Here is a 17,633-nt window from a genome sequence, read left to right on the forward strand (position 1 = left end):
ATGAGTAAACGAAGAATTAAAAAAATAGCAATTATTGGATCGGGAATCATGGGAAGCGGAATCGCTTGTCATTTCGCCAATATTGGTGTTGACGTTTTACTTTTGGACATTGTACCAAGAGAATTAAACGACAAAGAAAAGGCAAAAGGCTTAACCTTAGAAGACAAAGCTGTTAGAAACAGATTGGTCAATGATGCATTGGCTGCCTCCATAAATTCAAAGCCCGCACCACTCTATCATTCATCATTCGCTAGCCGAATCACTACAGGAAACTTAGAAGATGATATTGCCAAAGTGGCCGATGTCGATTGGATAATGGAAGTCGTAGTTGAAAGACTAGACATCAAAAAACAAGTGTTTGAAAACCTTGAAAAACATAGAACGCCAGGCACCTTAATTACATCAAATACCTCTGGTATTCCAATTAAGTTTATGAGCGAAGGTCGAAGCGACGATTTCCAAAAGCATTTCTGCGGAACACACTTCTTTAATCCTGCACGTTACTTAAAATTATTCGAAATTATTCCTGGTCCTAAAACAGATCAAGCCGTTTTAGATTTCTTAAATGATTATGGAGAAAAATTCTTAGGTAAAACATCTGTAGTTGCAAAAGACACACCTGCTTTCATCGGAAATAGAATTGGGATTTTTAGTATTCAGAGTTTATTTCATGCGGTCAAAGATTTAGATTTAACGGTTGAAGAAGTTGATAAATTATCAGGTCCAGTCATTGGTCGTCCAAAATCGGCTACCTTTCGTACCGTAGATGTAGTTGGATTGGATACCTTGGTGCACGTCGCTAATGGTATATATGAAAATTGTCCTGATGACGAACGAAGAGAACTTTTCAAATTACCAGATTTCATCGATACTATGATGGAAAACAAATGGTTAGGAAGTAAAACAGGACAAGGGTTTTATAAAAAAGTCAAAAAAGACGATGGATCTTCAGAGATTCTAGCCCTTGATTTAAATACCCTAGAATACAGATCTTCTAAAAAAGCTAAATTCGCTACTTTAGAAATGACCAAGACCGTCGATAAAGTTGTTGACCGTTTCAAAATATTAGTAAAAGGAAAAGATAAAGCGGGAGAATTCTACCGTAAAAGCTTTACGGCCTTGTTCGCTTATGTGTCTAACCGTATTCCTGAGATTTCAGATGAGCTTTACAAGATTGATGATGCCATGAAAGCTGGTTTTGGATGGGAACATGGGCCTTTCCAAATTTGGGATGCTATAGGTGTTGAAAAAGGAATCGAATTGATGAAAGCTGAAGGGATAGAACCTGCAACTTGGGTCAATGAGATGTTAGCTTCTGGCAATACTTCTTTTTATACGGTGAAAGATGGGGCTTCCTATTATTACGATATACCTTCAAAATCACAAACTAAAATACCTGGTCAAGATAGTTTCATCATCTTAGATAATATCCGAAAAACAAACGAAGTCTTCAAAAATTCTGGTGTAGTGATCGAAGATTTAGGAGATGGTATCCTAAATGTGGAATTCCAATCTAAAATGAATACCATTGGTGGCGACGTTTTAACAGGGTTAAATAAAGCAATTGATTTAGCTGAAAAAGATTTTGCAGGATTGGTTGTTGGTAATCAAGCTGCCAACTTCTCTGTTGGTGCAAACATCGGTATGATTTTTATGATGGCTGCAGAACAAGAATATGACGAACTGAATGCTGCCATCAAATACTTCCAAGACACCATGATGCGTATGCGTTATTCTGCAATTCCAACAATCTCTGCACCTCACGGCATGGCTTTAGGTGGTGGATGTGAGTTATCCTTGCACGCAGACAAAGTTGTTGCTGCTGCAGAAACGTACATGGGACTGGTAGAGTTTGGTGTTGGTGTGATTCCTGGTGGTGGAGGCTCTAAAGAAATGGCTTTAAGAGCACAAGACTTGTTCCAAAAGGGAGATGTCCAATTAAACGTGCTGCAAGAATACTTCCTAACCATTGGTATGGCAAAAGTATCAACCTCTGCATATGAAGCTTTCGATTTAGGATTACTTCAAAAAGGAAAAGATGTCGTGGTTGTTAACAAAGACCGCCAAATAGCTGTAGCCAAACAACATGCTATGTTAATGGTAGATGCTGGTTACACACAACCTGTAAAAAGAGATGATGTCTTAGTTCTTGGAAAACAAGCATTGGGTATGTTCTTAGTAGGAACAGACGCTATGGAAGATTCTAAATACATTTCTGAACACGACATGAAAATCGCCAATAAATTAGCCTACGTTATGGCTGGAGGCGATTTGTCTGAACCAACGAAAGTCACAGAACAATATTTATTGGATTTAGAGCGTGAAGCATTTTTGTCACTTTGTACAGAAAGAAAAACTTTGGAGAGAATTCAGCATATGCTGACAAAGGGTAAGCCTCTTAGAAATTAGAAGCCCATCCCAACCTTCCCAAAGGGAAGGAGACGAGATGAATAAAAAATAAAGTATAACATTTAAATTACCCGTAAAAGTTCCCTTTCCTTTGGAAAGGGTTAGGGATAGGAATGAAACAAGCATATATAGTAAAAGCATACAGAACTGCCGTTGGTAAAGCACCAAAAGGGGTGTTCCGTTTTAAAAGAACAGATGAATTAGCGGCTGAAACCATTCAGCACATGATGAAGGAGCTGCCTAATTTAGACAAAAAACGTATTGACGATGTCATCGTTGGAAACGCAATGCCAGAAGGTTCGCAAGGATTAAACATGGCACGTTTTATCTCATTAATTGGGTTAGATAGTGTGGATGTTCCTGGTGTTACTGTCAACCGTTTTTGTGCCTCAGGTATTGAAACCATCGGAATTGCAGCTGCAAAAATTCAGTCCGGAATGGCAGATTGCATCATTGCTGGTGGTGCAGAAAGCATGAGTAGTGTTCCAATGACCGGTTTTAAACCAGAATTAAATTACGATACCGTAAAAGCTGGTCACGAAGATTATTATTGGGGAATGGGAAACACGGCTGAAGCAGTTGCAAAACAATTCAACGTGTCTCGTGAAGACCAAGATGAATTCGCCTACAATTCGCATATGAAAGCTTTAAAGGCGCAAGCTGAAAATCGATTTCAAGATCAAATTGTTCCGATAGACGTTGAGCAAACTTACATTGACGAGAACGGAAAAAAAGCAACAAAAAAATACACCGTTAATAAAGATGAAGGTCCTCGGGCAGGAACAAACTTAGAAGCTTTAGCAAAATTACGACCTGTATTTGCAGCGAACGGAAGTGTAACAGCTGGTAACTCATCACAAATGAGTGATGGCGCTGCTTTCGTAATGATTATGAGTGAAGAGATGGTAAAAGAATTGAATCTGGAACCTATTGCAAGACTTGTTAACTATGCTGCTGCTGGCGTAGAGCCAAGAATTATGGGGATTGGACCAGTAAAAGCCATTCCAAAAGCCTTAAAACAAGGCGGTTTAAAACAAGATGATTTAGCGCTAATTGAATTAAATGAAGCCTTTGCTTCGCAATCCATAGCTGTGATTAGAGAATTAGACTTAAATCCAGATATCATTAACGTCAATGGAGGTGCCATTGCTTTAGGTCACCCATTAGGATGTACAGGAACAAAATTATCAGTTCAACTATTTGATGAAATGCGCAAGCAAAATATGAAAGGAAAATATGGTGCCGTAACCATGTGTGTTGGTACGGGTCAGGGTGCGTGTGGTATATTTGAGTTTTTAAACTAGAATCAAGACTTTTAGAACCAAGAATCAAGACTAAAATGCACAACTTTAAAAAACTTAAAATCTGGCAAGAAGGAATAAACCTTGTAAGTGATAATTATCGTCTTACTCGAACATTTCCAGGTATAGAAAAGTTTGGCTTAGTCGTTCAAATGAATAGATGTGCTGTTTCTATTCCTTCAAATATTTCAGAGGGCAGCAGTAAAAGTACAGATAAACATTTCAACAAATATCTTGAGGACAGTTTAGGTTCAGCTTTCGAATGGGAAACACAACTTATTGTTGCTTATAACGAAAATTATTTGTCAGAAGAAATATTTAAAGAATTAGAACAAAAAATAATACATATTCAAAAAATGATTTCAAGATTTCAATCAGGACTAAATATTTAGTCTTGGCTCTTGGCTCTTGATTCTTTTAATCTAAAATAAAACAATGGAAACAACAGAAAAACAAATACTTAGAGGTGGTCAATTCCTAGTAAAGGAAACAGATTGCCAAGACATTTTTACTCCTGAAGATTTTTCAGAAGAGCAACAAATGATGAAAGAATCCGTAATGGAATTCAACGAACGAGAAATCATCGCTCACAAACCACGCTTTGAAGCAAAAGATTTTGCCCTCACCGAAGAGGTAATGCGTAAAGCAGGAGAAATGGGTTTTTTAGGCGTTGCTGTTCCTGAAGCTTATGAAGGTCTTGGAATGGGGTTTGTATCTACAGTTTTAACTTGTGACTATATCTCATCAGGAACAGGATCTTTCAGTACTGCTTTTGGTGCACATACCGGAATTGGTACGATGCCCATTACATTATACGGTACAGAAGAGCAAAAGCAAAAATACGTTCCTAAATTAGCCACAGGTGAATGGTTTGGAGCCTATTGCTTAACGGAGCCAGAAGCAGGTTCTGATGCCAATTCTGGTAAAACAACTGCTGAATTATCGGCAGATGGCAAGTCATACAAAATCAACGGTCAAAAAATGTGGATTTCAAATGCCGGTTTTTGTAGTTTGATGATTGTCTTTGCTCGTATTGAAGATGATAAAAATATTACGGGTTTCATCGTTGAATATGATAAAGACAACCCAAATGGCATTGTTTTAGGTGAGGAAGAACACAAATTAGGTATTCGTGCAAGTTCTACACGTCAAGTATTTTTTAATGATACGGTTGTGCCTGTTGAAAATATGTTAGCTGGTCGTGGCGAAGGTTTTAAAATTGCCATGAACGCCCTTAACGTAGGCCGTATCAAATTAGCTGCAGCTTGTTTAGATTCTCAAAGACGCATTTTAACGACTGCCGTACAATATGCTAATGAACGTAAACAATTTAAAACACCAATTGCAGATTTTGGAGCTATAAAAACCAAATTAGCTGAAATGGCCGCAAGTGCCTATGCTGGAGAATCCGCTACCTACAGAGCTGCAAAAAATATTGAAGATCGGATTGCGATGCGCGAAGCGGCCGGAAACTCTCAACAAGAAGCAGAATTAAAAGGTGTGGAAGAATATGCCATTGAATGTTCTATCTTAAAAGTGGCAGTTTCTGAAGATGTACAAAATTCGGCCGATGAAGGTATTCAAATTTTTGGAGGCATGGGCTTCTCTGAAGAAACACCGATGGAAGCGGCTTGGAGAGATGCCAGAATTGCTCGTATTTATGAAGGCACCAACGAAATTAACAGAATGTTAGTCGTTGGGATGTTGGTTAAGAAAGCCATGAAAGGTCATGTGGATTTATTAGGACCTGCTCAGAAAGTACAAGAAGAATTAATGGGCATTCCTTCTTTTGAAACTCCAGATTATTCGGAATTGTTCTCAGAAGAAAAAGAAATGATCAAAAAGTTGAAGAAAACCTTTTTGATGGTTGCTGGTGGAGCAGTTCAAAAATTTGGACCGCAACTTGAAGAACACCAACAATTATTAATTGCCGCTGCAGATATCTTAATTGAAATCTATATGGCAGAATCCGCAATTTTAAGAACCGAAAAGAACGCCAAACGTTTTGGCCAAGAGACACAATCTGCCCAAATCGCCATGGCGAAATTATATCTCTATCATGCCGTGGATATCGTAGAAGAAAAAGGAAAGGAAAGTATTATTTCTTTTGCTGAAGGCGACGAGCAACGTATGTTATTAATGGGACTGAAACGTTTCACTAAGTATCAAAACTATCCGGATATCGTTGATTTACGGATTGAAATTGCAGAAAAAGTAAAAGCAGAAAATAAATACTGCTTCTGAAAATTAAATAATTAGACTAACTCAAATAATTCTAATTGTAAAGCCAATTCTTCCAATGTATGTTTGGATTGAGTTGGCTTTTTTCATTTTATTTGGTTTCTTATTTTCAGTAAACCTTCGTATATGGATTTTGCGATTTTTTCCTTTTGATTCTTGTCAGAAAGCACTGTGCTATCACTTTCATTGGTCATAAAACCTAATTCTAAATAGACCCCAGGAACTAATGTGTTTTTTAAGAGGAAAAAACCTGCTTCCTTAATTCCTCTATTATAAAAATTATCCGATTGATGTTCAACTAAAATACGGGCATATTTTAAACTTGTTTGAGCATTTTTATGTTTTGGATTAAAATAAGCTTCTGTTCCTTTTATAGAACTATCATTATGGGCATTGCAATGCAAACTTAAAAATAAATCAGGATTTATATTATTTATAAAATCTGCACGCTCTTGCAATGATAAAAACTCATCATTAGTCCTTGTTAAAACTATTTCAACTTTTTCATCGCTCAACGAAGCTAATAAATTTGTAATTTGAAGTACAATATACTTTTCCCTATCATCTTCATTAAAATTTCCAGAATCCTTTCCGCCATGTCCAGCATCTACAACCACCAAAAGGGGTTCATTGGTGTCCTTATATGTGCAACTCAAGACAAATATTCCTGCAAAAAGTAAGCTGACAAAGGTCATTTTTAAAGTTCTGTTTAGTACTGATGATTTTGATTGATGCAACATAATAATTCGATTTTTGATTTGAATGAAATTAAATCCGCTTGTTAGAGGAATGCGGTATTCTTTTTGTCCTAAATTAATAATGGTATTTGAATAATTTTCGATATCGATACCCGAAGAAACAGATTTATCATCAGCGATATATTCATGGTTTTGAAGAATTGCTTTTTTATAAAACCAAACAAATGGATTGAACCAAAATATACAAATCATTAGTTCTGTAAAGATAATATCGAGGCTGTGCTTTTCCTCACAATGAATCGTTTCATGTTTAACAATACTCAAATAGTCGTCGTTATTTAAAGCCTGATTTTCATTAATAAACATATAATTAAAAAAACTTGAAACAAATTCAGAATCATTAGTCTTAATGATTTTAAGCTTTCCAAAACGTTCATATTTACCATTTATTAACTGTTGAATTTTAATAAAGTTTTTCAAAAATCGAAATACGAGAAAACTAGTAATAGCTAAATAAACATAAATTAATGGATTGTGCTGTGCTGGAATTTTTATTTCAACACCTTCTATAGAAAGGTATTCTATACTTTGAGAAACATCAGAGGTTCCATTAAATGTTTGAATAGGAATTTTAGAGATACTTGGAACATTGTTAAATACTTCAAATTCTAAAAATGGTGCCAGTAAGCACAATACGAATGAACCTAAAAGAAAAAATCGATTAAATTGAAATGTTTTTTGTTTTCTAAGTATCAAGAAATAAACCGTATAAGAACAGCCCAAACTTATTAGTGTATAGATAAAATAGCTTATCATTTATTCTTCTTTTTAGCAATTTTCTCTTTTAATAGCTCTTGAAGCTCTTGTAATTCATCCATGGTTAAATCAGCATTTTTAGTAAAAAAGGAAGCAAATTGTGCTTTAGAGTCATTAAAAAAATGTTGAATCATTCCATTTACTTGCTTCGAGAAATAGTCATTCTTTTTAAGAATTGGATAATATTCCTTATCTCTTCCTAATCGCTCAAATCCTATGTAGTTCTTGTCTGTCATTCGTTTCAACAACGTAGATATAGTGGTATAAGCAGGTCTCGGTTCAGGAAATTTTTCCACAATATCTTTCATAAATCCTTTTTCCAGCATCCATAAATACTTCATTATTTGTAGTTCTGATTTATTGAGTTGTTTTATATCCACAATTATAGTTTTAATACTACAAATGTAGTAATAAAAAATTGTTGTGCAAATTATTTATTAAATTTCTATCTTTAGAAAAACTTTGTTCAATGCGCTATTATTTATTACTCATCTCGTTTTTGTTACCTTTATTAGCTATCTCGCAATCCAACGACACTGAAATTTTCCTATTCGATTTAGAAACAAATAATTCAAAAATTCAAATTAAGAATGGTAAGAATATTTCCAAGAATCAAGGGTATGATAATCAACCTTCATTTTTAGATGAACGTTATATTGTTTTCGCATCCGCCAGAAACGGCCAAATCGATATCGCTAAATATGATACGCGCTACGATGCTAAAATTTGGGTTAATTTTACGGAAGGTGGCGAATATTCTCCATTAAAAATCCCTAATAAACAAGAAGTTTCTGCTGTCCGTTTAGATGAAAATGGTAAACAACAATTGTACGCTTATAATTTAAGTAACGGTAATTCTACAGTGCTTATTAGTGATTTAGTGGTTGCTTATTATACTTGGTTTGATGAAAACACCATTGTATCGGCTGTGATTGAAGATGAAGAACTCAACCTTTATGTTACCAATCTCAAAGCCGGTACACACAAAAAATATGCGTCTAATGTAGGTCGTTCTTTTCATAAAATTCCTAATTCGGATTTCGTGAGTTTTATTTCAAAAGCAAATGGAAACCAATGGCAAATAAAAGCAATAAACCCTAAAACAGGTAAGATTAAACTTATTGCTAATACTATAAAAGGTGTTGAGGATATTTGCTGGCTTAATAGTAAAACATTGCTTTCAGGAAAGGATAATTTCTTATATAAATTAAGGCTTCAACGTGATAACAATTGGCAGAAAATTGCCGACGTGTCCACCAACGACATTGTAAAAATCACACGCCTTTCAGCTAACTCCTCTGGCACAAAATTGTTAATTGCTGGCGATATTATAGCTACTGAAGTAGAGGAAACTACAAAAGAAACACCAATGAATGTCGACGAAGATTTAGCCGCAAAAGTTGTACAGAAGCATGTTGACCCCTTTAACAATAGACAATTAGAAGCATTTGCAAATGCTTTCGACACCAATATAATTGTCAATCGATTTCCAAGGGCAAAAATGTATTCTGGCCGAACGACTTTAATAGAACATTACCGACAGTTTTTCAAAAAAAACAAAAAATCTTCTGTTAAGATTCTCAACAGAATGACCCTTAAAAACATGGTCATCGATGAAGAATTGGTAACTGTGGATAATACCACGAATAGACAAATTACCATTTATGAAACCGATGAGTACAATATTAATACGATGACGTTTATTGAAAACTCTAAAACTGATGCCAACCCCGAGTATATAGTTAATGAGCAGCTAGAGGCTTACAACAATAGAGATATAAGTGGATTTGTAAAAACCTACACGAACGATGTGATGTTATTTACGTTTCCATATACACTAAATTCTGAAGGACAAGAGCCACTTAGAGCACAATACGCTTCATTTTTTAAGCGTACGCCAGATTTGTATGCTAAAATTGTGAATAGAATAGTATTAGGAAACAAAGTTATTGATAAAGAAAAAGTGTTAATAAATGGTGAGACTTTTTATGCCATTGCCATTTACGAAATAAGAAATGGATTGATTTCAAGGGTAACATTTATTCAATAATGAAATTTCAATTGATTTATATAGCCAGCCATCTGGCTATTGAAGTCCATATTTCAAAAGTCCAAAGACAATTGAACTATTTTGGGAGGCACTATTAATACCGCAGCTCGTTTACAAGATGCTGCCAAAGAAAACCAGATCATTATTTCTGAAGAGTGCTACAACCAAGTAAAGGAATCTTTTAAGTGCGAAAAGGTTGGAAGTATTACTGTTAAGAATAAAGCCGAGCCTTTAACCACTTATGAGGTAAAGGAATAATTATTGAATGAACAATCACTCTACAACAATCAATAATATAACCATTGTATAAATCATGGAAGACCAAAAACCAATTAAAAAACCATCCTCAAAAAGAAGTAACAAAAGCAACCATACCGAAGAATTGGTCGATCATTATTGGGGAACCATAAATTATTTAACCAGTTTAATAAAGGCTTCTGAACTTAAAGCGGGCTTAATATTATCTTTTTATGGTATTCTTTTGAATTTCATTTATCAAGGTTCAGAAAATTTTTCGAATCAACTAACTAACGATACACTTTTATACATACTCATTGGGTCATGGATTTTATGTACCTCTGCTTCTATCTTTTTTTGCATACGCTGTTTTATTCCAAAGATTGAAGGTAACTTTTCTAAAAATATGTTTTTTTTTAAGGATATTATTTCAAAATTTGGTGATGTCAAGGAGTTTTCTAAAACCTTTTTAGACATGAGCAAAGACGAGGACGCCTTGTTTATGCAATTGGGAGAACAGATTTTTATCATTTCAAAAATATCCGCTTGGAAATTCAAAAATGTAAAGCGTGCCATTAGTCTTTTGGCTTTGGGTCTGATTCTTTTATTCCTAACAGGTCTGTACCATTTTATATTTGTTTTAACTTAGTTACTTTAGTAAAAAAATTAAAATTGTCCTAATTTATTAAATTCAAAACGTCATAATAATGAACGCATTTAAACTTAAGATTATGAAATTATCTATTATGATGGCTATAATGGTTTTTCAATGCTACACAGCATCTTGTAAGGCTCAAAGCAAGAAAAACCTCGAACCCAAATTAGAAAATATAGCATGGATTTCTGGCACATGGCATGGTGAAGCCTTTGGAGGCATCACGGAAGAAATTTGGAGCGAACCTTCCGGTGGTTCCATGATGGCATCGTTTAAATTAATTAACGACGAAAAAGTCACCTTTTATGAAATTGAGGTGATCAGAGAAATTGAAAACTCACTGATTCTTCAACTCAAACATTTTGGCCCAGATTTAAAAGGATGGGAAACCAAAGATGAAACTGTCGATTTTCCTCTCAAAGAAATCACCGAAACCAAAGTTGTTTTTGAAGGCATGACCTTTGAGAAAATTAGTGATTACGAAATGAATATCTATGTGGATATTAAAGATGACCAGGGTAAAATTGAAGCTACAAAATTCAACTATAGAAAGAAAATAGAGAAACCCATAAATCAATTTACAAGGGTAAAAAAAGCAAAATCAAAACCTATAATCGACGGAAAAGCGGACGATGAAATTTGGTCAGAAACTAATTGGTTACCATTAGACCAAAGATGGTTAGGAAACCCTTATTCCAATGAAGATTTTTCAGGTCGTTATAAATTATCTTGGGCAGAGGATGCCCTTTATCTATTGGCAGAAATAGAAGATGATAAATTAATTGACAAGCATTCTGATCCCTTAATAGCCTGGTGGGACGATGATTGTCTTGAAGTTTTTATAGACGAGGACAACAGTGGTGGCGAACATCAATATAGTCACAACGCCTTTGCTTACCACATCGCATTAGATGGAAATGTGGTAGATATGTCCACCAAGAAAGAAGGAAAATTATACAACTCGCATATAGAATCCAAACGCATCACAACCGTAAATACATCTATTTGGGAAGTAAAAATCGCTTTGTTTGATGACTCCTATAATGATGATGGAGACAATACTTCCATAAAATTGCAACCTGGAAAAGAGATCGGTTTCGCGCTAGCTTATTGCGATAATGACAACAGCAAGGAACGCGAGAATTTTATAGGTTCAGTGTTTGTTGAAGGGGAAGATAAAAACAGAGGTTGGATAGATGCAAATATTTTCGGAACTTTAAAACTCATTATCTAATATGAAATATATCGTCACACTTTTAGTAATACTTTTTTCATTTAAGTCATTAGCCCAAACCGATCAAAAAATCTATGATATTATTGATGCTGTTTCTGAAGAAAACTTGAGAAATGATGTCAGAACCCTTGCCGATTTTGGCACACGTCACACCTTAAGCGATACACTTTCAGAAACTAGAGGCATTGGTGCCGCTCGCCGATGGATAAAATCTCAATTTGATGCTATTTCTAATGATTGTAGCAACTGTTTAGAGGTGTTTTACCAAAAAGATTTAGTAAAAAAAGGAACTAACCAGCGCATCATAAAAGATGTGATGATAGTTAATGTGGTAGCGATTCAGCGAGGAACGAAATATCCCAATCGGTTCATTATTATGAGTGGAGACATAGATTCGAGAGTGTCTGATCCTAATGATTTTACTTCAGATTCTCCTGGTGCTAACGATAATGCTACAGGTATGGCTGGTGCTATTGAAGCTGCAAGGGTATTATCTAACTACACGTTCGAAAACAGCATCATCTATTTGGGATTATCTGGAGAAGAGCAAGGTTTATTTGGAGGTCAAGGCATGGCCAAATACGCACAAGAGAACAACTGGGAAATTATAGGAGTTTTAAATAATGATATGATTGGTAACATTTCCGGAGTTGATGGTGTGATAGACAACCGTACTTTCCGGATTTTCTCAGAACCCATTACTACTGCAGAAACAGATCCTGAAAAATTAGCAAGCCAAGCTACAAGACGACGTTTTTATGGTGGAGAGGTTGATGGTATTTCACGTCAACTAGCGCGTTATGTATATAAAACTACACAAACATATATGCCAGAAATGAACCCAATGATGGTATATCGATTAGACCGCTTTGGTCGTGGCGGTCATCATAGGCCATTTAATGATGCTGGTTTTGCTGGTATTCGAATCATGGAAGCGCATGAAAATTATACGCAACAGCATCAAGATATTAGAACTGAAAATGGCATAGACTACGGAGATACTTTTGAGCATGTCAACTTTCCATATTGTAGAAAATTAACTGCCGTTAATGCCATTACAATGGCAAGCCTTGCTTCTGCTCCACCAGCTCCAAATGAGGTTGGCATCGGTGGAATCGTAGAAGCAGCCGCCAAATTAAAATGGAATAAAGTTGAAGGTGCAAAAGGCTATAAAATCTATTGGCGAGATACAACTTCGCCAACTTGGGATAACAGCCGCTATATCGAAAATGCTACGGAATTCACTTTAGAAGGCATAGTTATTGATAATTTCCTTTTTGGAGTCGCTTCCGTAGGCGCTGATGGATATGAGAGTATGGTAGTTTTTCCGAATAAAATTTTACGCTAAAATGTTTTTTCGATTGCTCATTTTTTTCACACTCCTAACATCATGTTCATCTAGGGAAGAAAATAAAATCCCAAGTTATATTACTACAAGAGAAGTGAATGATTCAATTTATGTTGATGTAAAAAATACTATCATTTCATCCAGCTTCTTAAGAATTGAAAATAAAAACAATCAGGAGATTAAGATTATTGACTTTAAAAAACCAGATACCATAAATATTTTAAGCTTTCATAAATCTGAAATGGACACAACTCAACTTGCTAATACTTACAAGTTCGGGTTATATTATGGCGCCTCATCCATAGCAACATATGATAGTTTGTACAATTATAGTTTACCTTTTTCAAAAGGAAAACGTTACAAGATTTTACAAGGCAACAATGGGAGTTTTTCACACAAAGGAAGTTTATCTCAATTCGCTATTGACTTTAAGATGGATATTGGTCAAGAAGTTTGTGCTATTAGAGAAGGGGTTATTACCACAACTAAAGCTGACTCTGACGAAGGTGGTTCGAGTAAAAATTATTTAAAGAAGGCCAACCTCATTATGATCAACCACAATGATGGCACATTTTCTCAATACATACATCTAAAAAAGAACGGTGTCATTGTTAAAAAAGGAGATACTGTAAAAAAAGGACAAATTATAGGTTATTCAGGTAATACGGGCTTTTCTACCAAGCCACATTTGCACTTTGCAGTTTATAAACCTACTCGCAATGGACTAGTATCAATTCCTTTTATATTAGATTCAATTCCATCAAAAAAATATATAAAGGGAAAATATGCCATAAACAACTAGATTAAAATTATTCACTACCAATGCACAAAGATTCTATAATAATCAAAATTTGAAATCGCTAATTACAACTATTATCTTCTTATTATTTTTAGCTCATTTTATCTTTGTCTAGATTTAATCTTGGTAGCAATGATGTGCTTTAAATATTAAAAATGAACTCATACATGAAAAATATAATCTTCATAACTTTTTTACTGCTATTTTCAACTATTGAAGCACAATTACTTCAAAATAAAAATGAATTTACCCACCAAGATACCCTAAGAGGAAGTATAACACCGGAACGTGAATGGTGGGATTTAACCTACTACCATTTAGATATTGAAGTTAAGCCTGAAGAGAAATTTATTTCAGGAAAAAACACCATTAAATATAAAGTATTAAAGCCGCACCAAGTCATGCAAATTGATTTGCAATCGCCTATGGAAATTACGAAAGTACTTCAAAACGAAAAAGAACTTCAGATTAAACATGACGGCAATGCCCATTTTATTAAGCTAACAAAAGATCAAAAAATTGGTGACCTCAATTCTATTGAAGTATATTATAAAGGCAAACCAAGAGAAGCCAAACGTGCCCCTTGGGATGGTGGATTTTCATGGAAAAAAGATAAAAACGGGAAGCATTTTATTGCTACATCCTGTCAAGGTTTAGGGGCAAGTGTTTGGTGGCCAAATAAGGACCACATGTACGATGAAGTGGATAGTATGCTGATTAGCGTCACCAATCCAAAAGGCTTAACCAACGTTTCCAATGGACGATTAAGAGCATTAGTGGAGAATGAGAATAATACTGTGACGTCACATTGGTTTGTCAATAATCCAATCAATAACTATGGCGTTAATGTAAATATTGGCGATTACGCGAATTTTTCAGAAGTCTATGACGGCGAAAAAGGCAACTTGGATATGGATTATTGGGTGCTTAAACATAACTTAGAAAAAGCGAAAATCCATTTTAAAGATGCACCAAAAATGATGAAAGCCTTTGAACATTGGTTTGGCCCTTACCCGTTTTATGAAGATAGTTTTAAGCTAGTTGAAGTGCCTTATTTAGGGATGGAACACCAGAGTTCTGTAACCTATGGAAACAAATATATGAATGGCTATTTAGGCAGTGATTTATCTCGTACGGGTTGGGGTTTAAAATTCGATTTTATTATTATTCATGAAGCTGGTCATGAGTGGTTCGCCAACAATATAACCAACAAGGATATTGCAGATATGTGGATTCATGAAGGGTTTACCGCCTATTCCGAAAATCTTTTTTTAGATTACTATTACGGTAAGGAAGCTTCTGCTGATTATGTCATTGGTACACGAGCGAATATTCAAAATGACAAACCACTTATCGGAGAATATGACGTGAACCATGAAGGCTCTGGTGATATGTATTATAAAGGAGCAAACATGCTTCATACGTTGAGACAACTTATTGAAGATGATGAAAAATGGCGACAAATCCTTCGTGGTTTGAATTCAGAATTTTACCATCAAACCGTAACAACAAAACAGATTGAAGATTACCTAAGCGAACATACGGGAATTGATTTAACCGAATTTTTTAATCAGTATTTGAGAACTACAAAAATTCCGACACTGGAATATTCAATTAAAAATGGTCAACTTAAGTACCGTTGGACTGAAATTGTCGAAGGTTTTGATATGCCAATTCAAATTGAAATTGGTAAAGCCACAGAATGGTTATTTCCAAAAGCGGATTGGCAAACAAAAAAACTCGAAGCTGATGACATCAAAATCGATAGAGATTTTTATGTGAGGTCTAAAAGACTGTAATAATGGAATTACCAGAACTTTATTTTAAAACAGACATAGAATGGCGAGAATGGTTGCATAACAACCATAATACCGCAACAGGAGTTTATCTCATTTTCTACAAAGTCGCACACGAAAATGATTCCATGCGTTGGGAAGAAGCTGTAAAAGTCGCTTTGTGTTTTGGTTGGATCGATTCCACCGTAAAAAGTCTAGGCGACGGAAAACGACGCCAATATTTCTGTCCCAGAAACCCAAAAAGTGTTTGGAGCGCTTTGAATAAAACCTACATCAAAGAATTAAAAAAGCAGAATTTAATACACCAAAGTGGTCTTGACGCCATTAAAATAGCCAAAGAAAATGGAAGCTGGTCTGTTTTAGATGATGTAGAAAATGGCATTATTCCAGAAGCCCTTCAAAAGGCATTTGATAACAATAAGAATGCCTACAACAATTACCTCAACTTTGCGCCGAGTTACAGAAAGAGTTATTTGTATTGGTTAAATCAAGCCAAACGCGAAGCAACACGACAAAAAAGAATCGCAGAGATTATTAAACTCTGCGATGCTAATATTAAAAGTCGGGATGCTAGATAATTATTCTACAACCCACTAATATAACTTCCATAAGGATCCTTAAACTGTAAACCTTCGTCATAACGGTATTTACTTAATTTATTAAATTGTGTTAAGCCCCAAAGAATAAATTCCTTTTCAAAATAGACATCTTTAGGGTCTATTTCTGGTTGGTAATCTGTAATAAGAGTATCAAGAGGCTTTACCTCGTCTAATTTGCTTTTATAGGTTTTATCATCAAAACTATCTAAAAGCTCAAAGCCATCTCCATTAAAAAACCATGAAATTAAATCGTCGTAAGGTGTTTCTTCGCCTTGTTTTTCTAGCTTTTCTATTTTTGGGAAATAATGAGGAAAAAGGGTTTTAATAGCACTGTTCAATAATTCGTTAGCTACAAAATCAGCTCCTTCTTGCTCACCTTCGTAAACAAGTTCTACTTTACCTGTAATTGCTGGAATTATACCAATAAAATCTGATAAACGTACGCTGGTTTTTTCATCTCCAGCCAATAAAGCACGTCGTTCTGCTGTACTTAATAGATTTTCAAACGCCGTAATACTCATTCTAGCACTTACACCACTCTTTACATCGACATATTCACTTTCTCTCGCTTCAAAACTGATTTGCTCTAATAAATCTTTTGCCAAATCTGGTACGTAAACTAAACTGGACTGGCGCTCATCTAGCTTAGCTTCTTGAGATGTAATCGTTCTAGCCGTATCAATATTTTCTGGATAGTGTGTTAAAATCTGAGAACCAATTCTATCTTTCAAAGGGGTCACGATGCTTCCTCGATTGGTATAATCTTCAGGGTTTGCTGTAAACAAGAATTGCATATCTAATGGCAATCGCAATTTAAAACCTCGAATTTGAATATCACCTTCCTGTAGAATATTAAAAAGTGCCACTTGAATTCGTGCTTGTAAATCCGGTAATTCATTAATTACAAAAATACAGCGGTTCGCTCTTGGAATCATTCCATAATGGATCACACGATCATCGGCATAACTCAATTTCAAATTCGCAGCCTTAATTGGATCTACATCTCCAATAATATCAGCAACGGTAACATCTGGTGTGGCTAATTTTTCAGCAAAACGATCCTCCCTGTGTAACCAAGTGATTGGTGTTTCATCACCTTTTTCTTTCACTAATTCTTTTGCAAATCTCGAAATGGGCTTCAACGGATCATCGTTAATTTCTGAGCCTTCCACTACTGGAATGTATTCATCCAACAAATTTACCATCATACGTGCCAAACGGGTTTTTGCCTGTCCTCGTAATCCCAGTAAATTGATATTGTGTCGTGATAAAATGGCACGTTCCAATTCAGGAATTACCGTATGTTCATAACCGTGAATCCCTTCAAATGTGGTTACTTTATTCTTAATATTTTCAATCAAATTATCTCTCAATTCATCTTTAATAGATTTGGATTCGTAACCTGATTTCTTTAATTCGCCTAGTGTTTTTATGTTTTCGATATTCATCT

At 35.1% G+C, this 17,633-nt stretch carries 15 protein-coding genes; 12 read left to right on the forward strand and 3 right to left on the reverse strand.

The window, feature by feature from the left end; all coding sequences use genetic code 11:
- The 4 genes from HM987_RS11425 to HM987_RS11440 all read left to right on the forward strand — a co-directional run bounded on the left by HM987_RS11425 (position 1) and on the right by HM987_RS11440 (position 5,954).
- Positions 1 to 2,409, forward strand: coding sequence for a 3-hydroxyacyl-CoA dehydrogenase NAD-binding domain-containing protein (locus HM987_RS11425; RefSeq protein ID WP_179008152.1), 2,409 nt, complete (start codon positions 1 to 3; stop codon positions 2,407 to 2,409).
- A gap of 113 nt (positions 2,410 to 2,522) precedes the next feature.
- Positions 2,523 to 3,713 (forward strand): acetyl-CoA C-acyltransferase, encoded by a 1,191-nt coding sequence (locus HM987_RS11430; RefSeq protein WP_179008161.1) that lies wholly within the window; start codon positions 2,523 to 2,525, stop codon positions 3,711 to 3,713.
- A gap of 35 nt (positions 3,714 to 3,748) precedes the next feature.
- Entirely contained in the window at positions 3,749 to 4,102 is a 354-nt protein-coding gene (locus tag HM987_RS11435; RefSeq protein ID WP_179008163.1) for a four helix bundle protein, read from the forward strand.
- Between the two features lie 43 nt (positions 4,103 to 4,145).
- A complete protein-coding gene (locus tag HM987_RS11440) occupies positions 4,146 to 5,954 on the forward strand; it encodes an acyl-CoA dehydrogenase family protein (protein ID WP_179008165.1) in 1,809 nt (602 codons plus the stop codon).
- Positions 5,955 to 6,037: 83 nt separating this feature from the next.
- Here HM987_RS11440 and HM987_RS11445 read toward each other — a convergent pair whose 3' ends face one another.
- A complete protein-coding gene (locus HM987_RS11445; protein ID WP_179008167.1) occupies positions 6,038 to 7,465 on the reverse strand; it encodes a M56/M15 family metallopeptidase in 1,428 nt (475 codons plus the stop codon).
- Complete coding sequence (locus tag HM987_RS11450; protein WP_229724414.1) at positions 7,462 to 7,845, reverse strand: BlaI/MecI/CopY family transcriptional regulator; 384 nt, start codon at positions 7,843 to 7,845, stop codon at positions 7,462 to 7,464. The genes HM987_RS11445 and HM987_RS11450 overlap by 4 nt, the downstream gene beginning before the upstream one ends.
- Before the next feature lie 89 nt (positions 7,846 to 7,934).
- On the opposite strand from HM987_RS11450, the gene HM987_RS11455 reads away from it, so the two are divergent.
- From HM987_RS11455 to HM987_RS11490, 8 genes are all read left to right on the forward strand, one after another.
- Entirely contained in the window at positions 7,935 to 9,515 is a 1,581-nt protein-coding gene (locus tag HM987_RS11455; protein WP_179008169.1) for a nuclear transport factor 2 family protein, read from the forward strand.
- Between the two features lie 81 nt (positions 9,516 to 9,596).
- Complete coding sequence (locus tag HM987_RS11460) at positions 9,597 to 9,773, forward strand: adenylate/guanylate cyclase domain-containing protein (RefSeq protein ID WP_229724416.1); 177 nt, start codon at positions 9,597 to 9,599, stop codon at positions 9,771 to 9,773.
- A gap of 55 nt (positions 9,774 to 9,828) precedes the next feature.
- Positions 9,829 to 10,401, forward strand: coding sequence for a Pycsar system effector family protein (locus tag HM987_RS11465; protein WP_179008171.1), 573 nt, complete (start codon positions 9,829 to 9,831; stop codon positions 10,399 to 10,401).
- Positions 10,402 to 10,483: 82 nt separating this feature from the next.
- On the forward strand, positions 10,484 to 11,641 hold the full coding sequence (locus tag HM987_RS19550; protein ID WP_229724418.1) for a DUF6265 family protein: 1,158 nt from the start codon (positions 10,484 to 10,486) through the stop codon (positions 11,639 to 11,641).
- A gap of 1 nt (position 11,642) precedes the next feature.
- Complete coding sequence (locus HM987_RS11475) at positions 11,643 to 12,989, forward strand: M28 family peptidase (protein WP_179008173.1); 1,347 nt, start codon at positions 11,643 to 11,645, stop codon at positions 12,987 to 12,989.
- Between the two features lie 13 nt (positions 12,990 to 13,002).
- Positions 13,003 to 13,791 carry a M23 family metallopeptidase gene (locus tag HM987_RS19705; RefSeq protein WP_306293663.1) on the forward strand — a complete coding sequence of 263 codons (789 nt, stop codon included), beginning with the start codon at positions 13,003 to 13,005 and terminating at the stop codon, positions 13,789 to 13,791.
- 164 nt (positions 13,792 to 13,955) lie between these two features.
- A complete protein-coding gene (locus tag HM987_RS11485; RefSeq protein WP_179008177.1) occupies positions 13,956 to 15,587 on the forward strand; it encodes a M1 family metallopeptidase in 1,632 nt (543 codons plus the stop codon).
- Positions 15,588 to 15,589: 2 nt separating this feature from the next.
- Positions 15,590 to 16,162, forward strand: a complete 573-nt coding sequence (locus HM987_RS11490; protein ID WP_179008180.1) for a YdeI/OmpD-associated family protein — start codon at positions 15,590 to 15,592, stop codon at positions 16,160 to 16,162.
- Between the two features lie 5 nt (positions 16,163 to 16,167).
- Here HM987_RS11490 and HM987_RS11495 read toward each other — a convergent pair whose 3' ends face one another.
- On the reverse strand, positions 16,168 to 17,631 hold the full coding sequence (locus tag HM987_RS11495; RefSeq protein ID WP_179008182.1) for a MoxR family ATPase: 1,464 nt from the start codon (positions 17,629 to 17,631) through the stop codon (positions 16,168 to 16,170).
- Positions 17,632 to 17,633 lie beyond the last annotated feature (2 nt).

The sequence above is a fragment of the Winogradskyella forsetii genome (assembly GCF_013394595.1).
GTDB lineage: Bacteria > Bacteroidota > Bacteroidia > Flavobacteriales > Flavobacteriaceae > Winogradskyella > Winogradskyella forsetii.

Coding starts and splice junctions, on each gene's coding strand:
- HM987_RS11425 (WP_179008152.1), top strand. CDS start 1: ATGAGTAAACGAAGAATTAAAAAAATAGCAATTATTGGATCGGGAATC.
- HM987_RS11465 (WP_179008171.1), top strand. CDS start 9,829: ATGGAAGACCAAAAACCAATTAAAAAACCATCCTCAAAAAGAAGTAAC.
- HM987_RS19550 (WP_229724418.1), top strand. CDS start 10,484: ATGAAATTATCTATTATGATGGCTATAATGGTTTTTCAATGCTACACA.
- HM987_RS11435 (WP_179008163.1), top strand. CDS start 3,749: ATGCACAACTTTAAAAAACTTAAAATCTGGCAAGAAGGAATAAACCTT.
- HM987_RS11490 (WP_179008180.1), top strand. CDS start 15,590: ATGGAATTACCAGAACTTTATTTTAAAACAGACATAGAATGGCGAGAA.
- HM987_RS11495 (WP_179008182.1), bottom strand. CDS start 17,631: ATGAATATCGAAAACATAAAAACACTAGGCGAATTAAAGAAATCAGGT.
- HM987_RS11430 (WP_179008161.1), top strand. CDS start 2,523: ATGAAACAAGCATATATAGTAAAAGCATACAGAACTGCCGTTGGTAAA.
- HM987_RS11475 (WP_179008173.1), top strand. CDS start 11,643: ATGAAATATATCGTCACACTTTTAGTAATACTTTTTTCATTTAAGTCA.
- HM987_RS11455 (WP_179008169.1), top strand. CDS start 7,935: ATGCGCTATTATTTATTACTCATCTCGTTTTTGTTACCTTTATTAGCT.
- HM987_RS11485 (WP_179008177.1), top strand. CDS start 13,956: ATGAAAAATATAATCTTCATAACTTTTTTACTGCTATTTTCAACTATT.
- HM987_RS11445 (WP_179008167.1), bottom strand. CDS start 7,465: ATGATAAGCTATTTTATCTATACACTAATAAGTTTGGGCTGTTCTTAT.
- HM987_RS11440 (WP_179008165.1), top strand. CDS start 4,146: ATGGAAACAACAGAAAAACAAATACTTAGAGGTGGTCAATTCCTAGTA.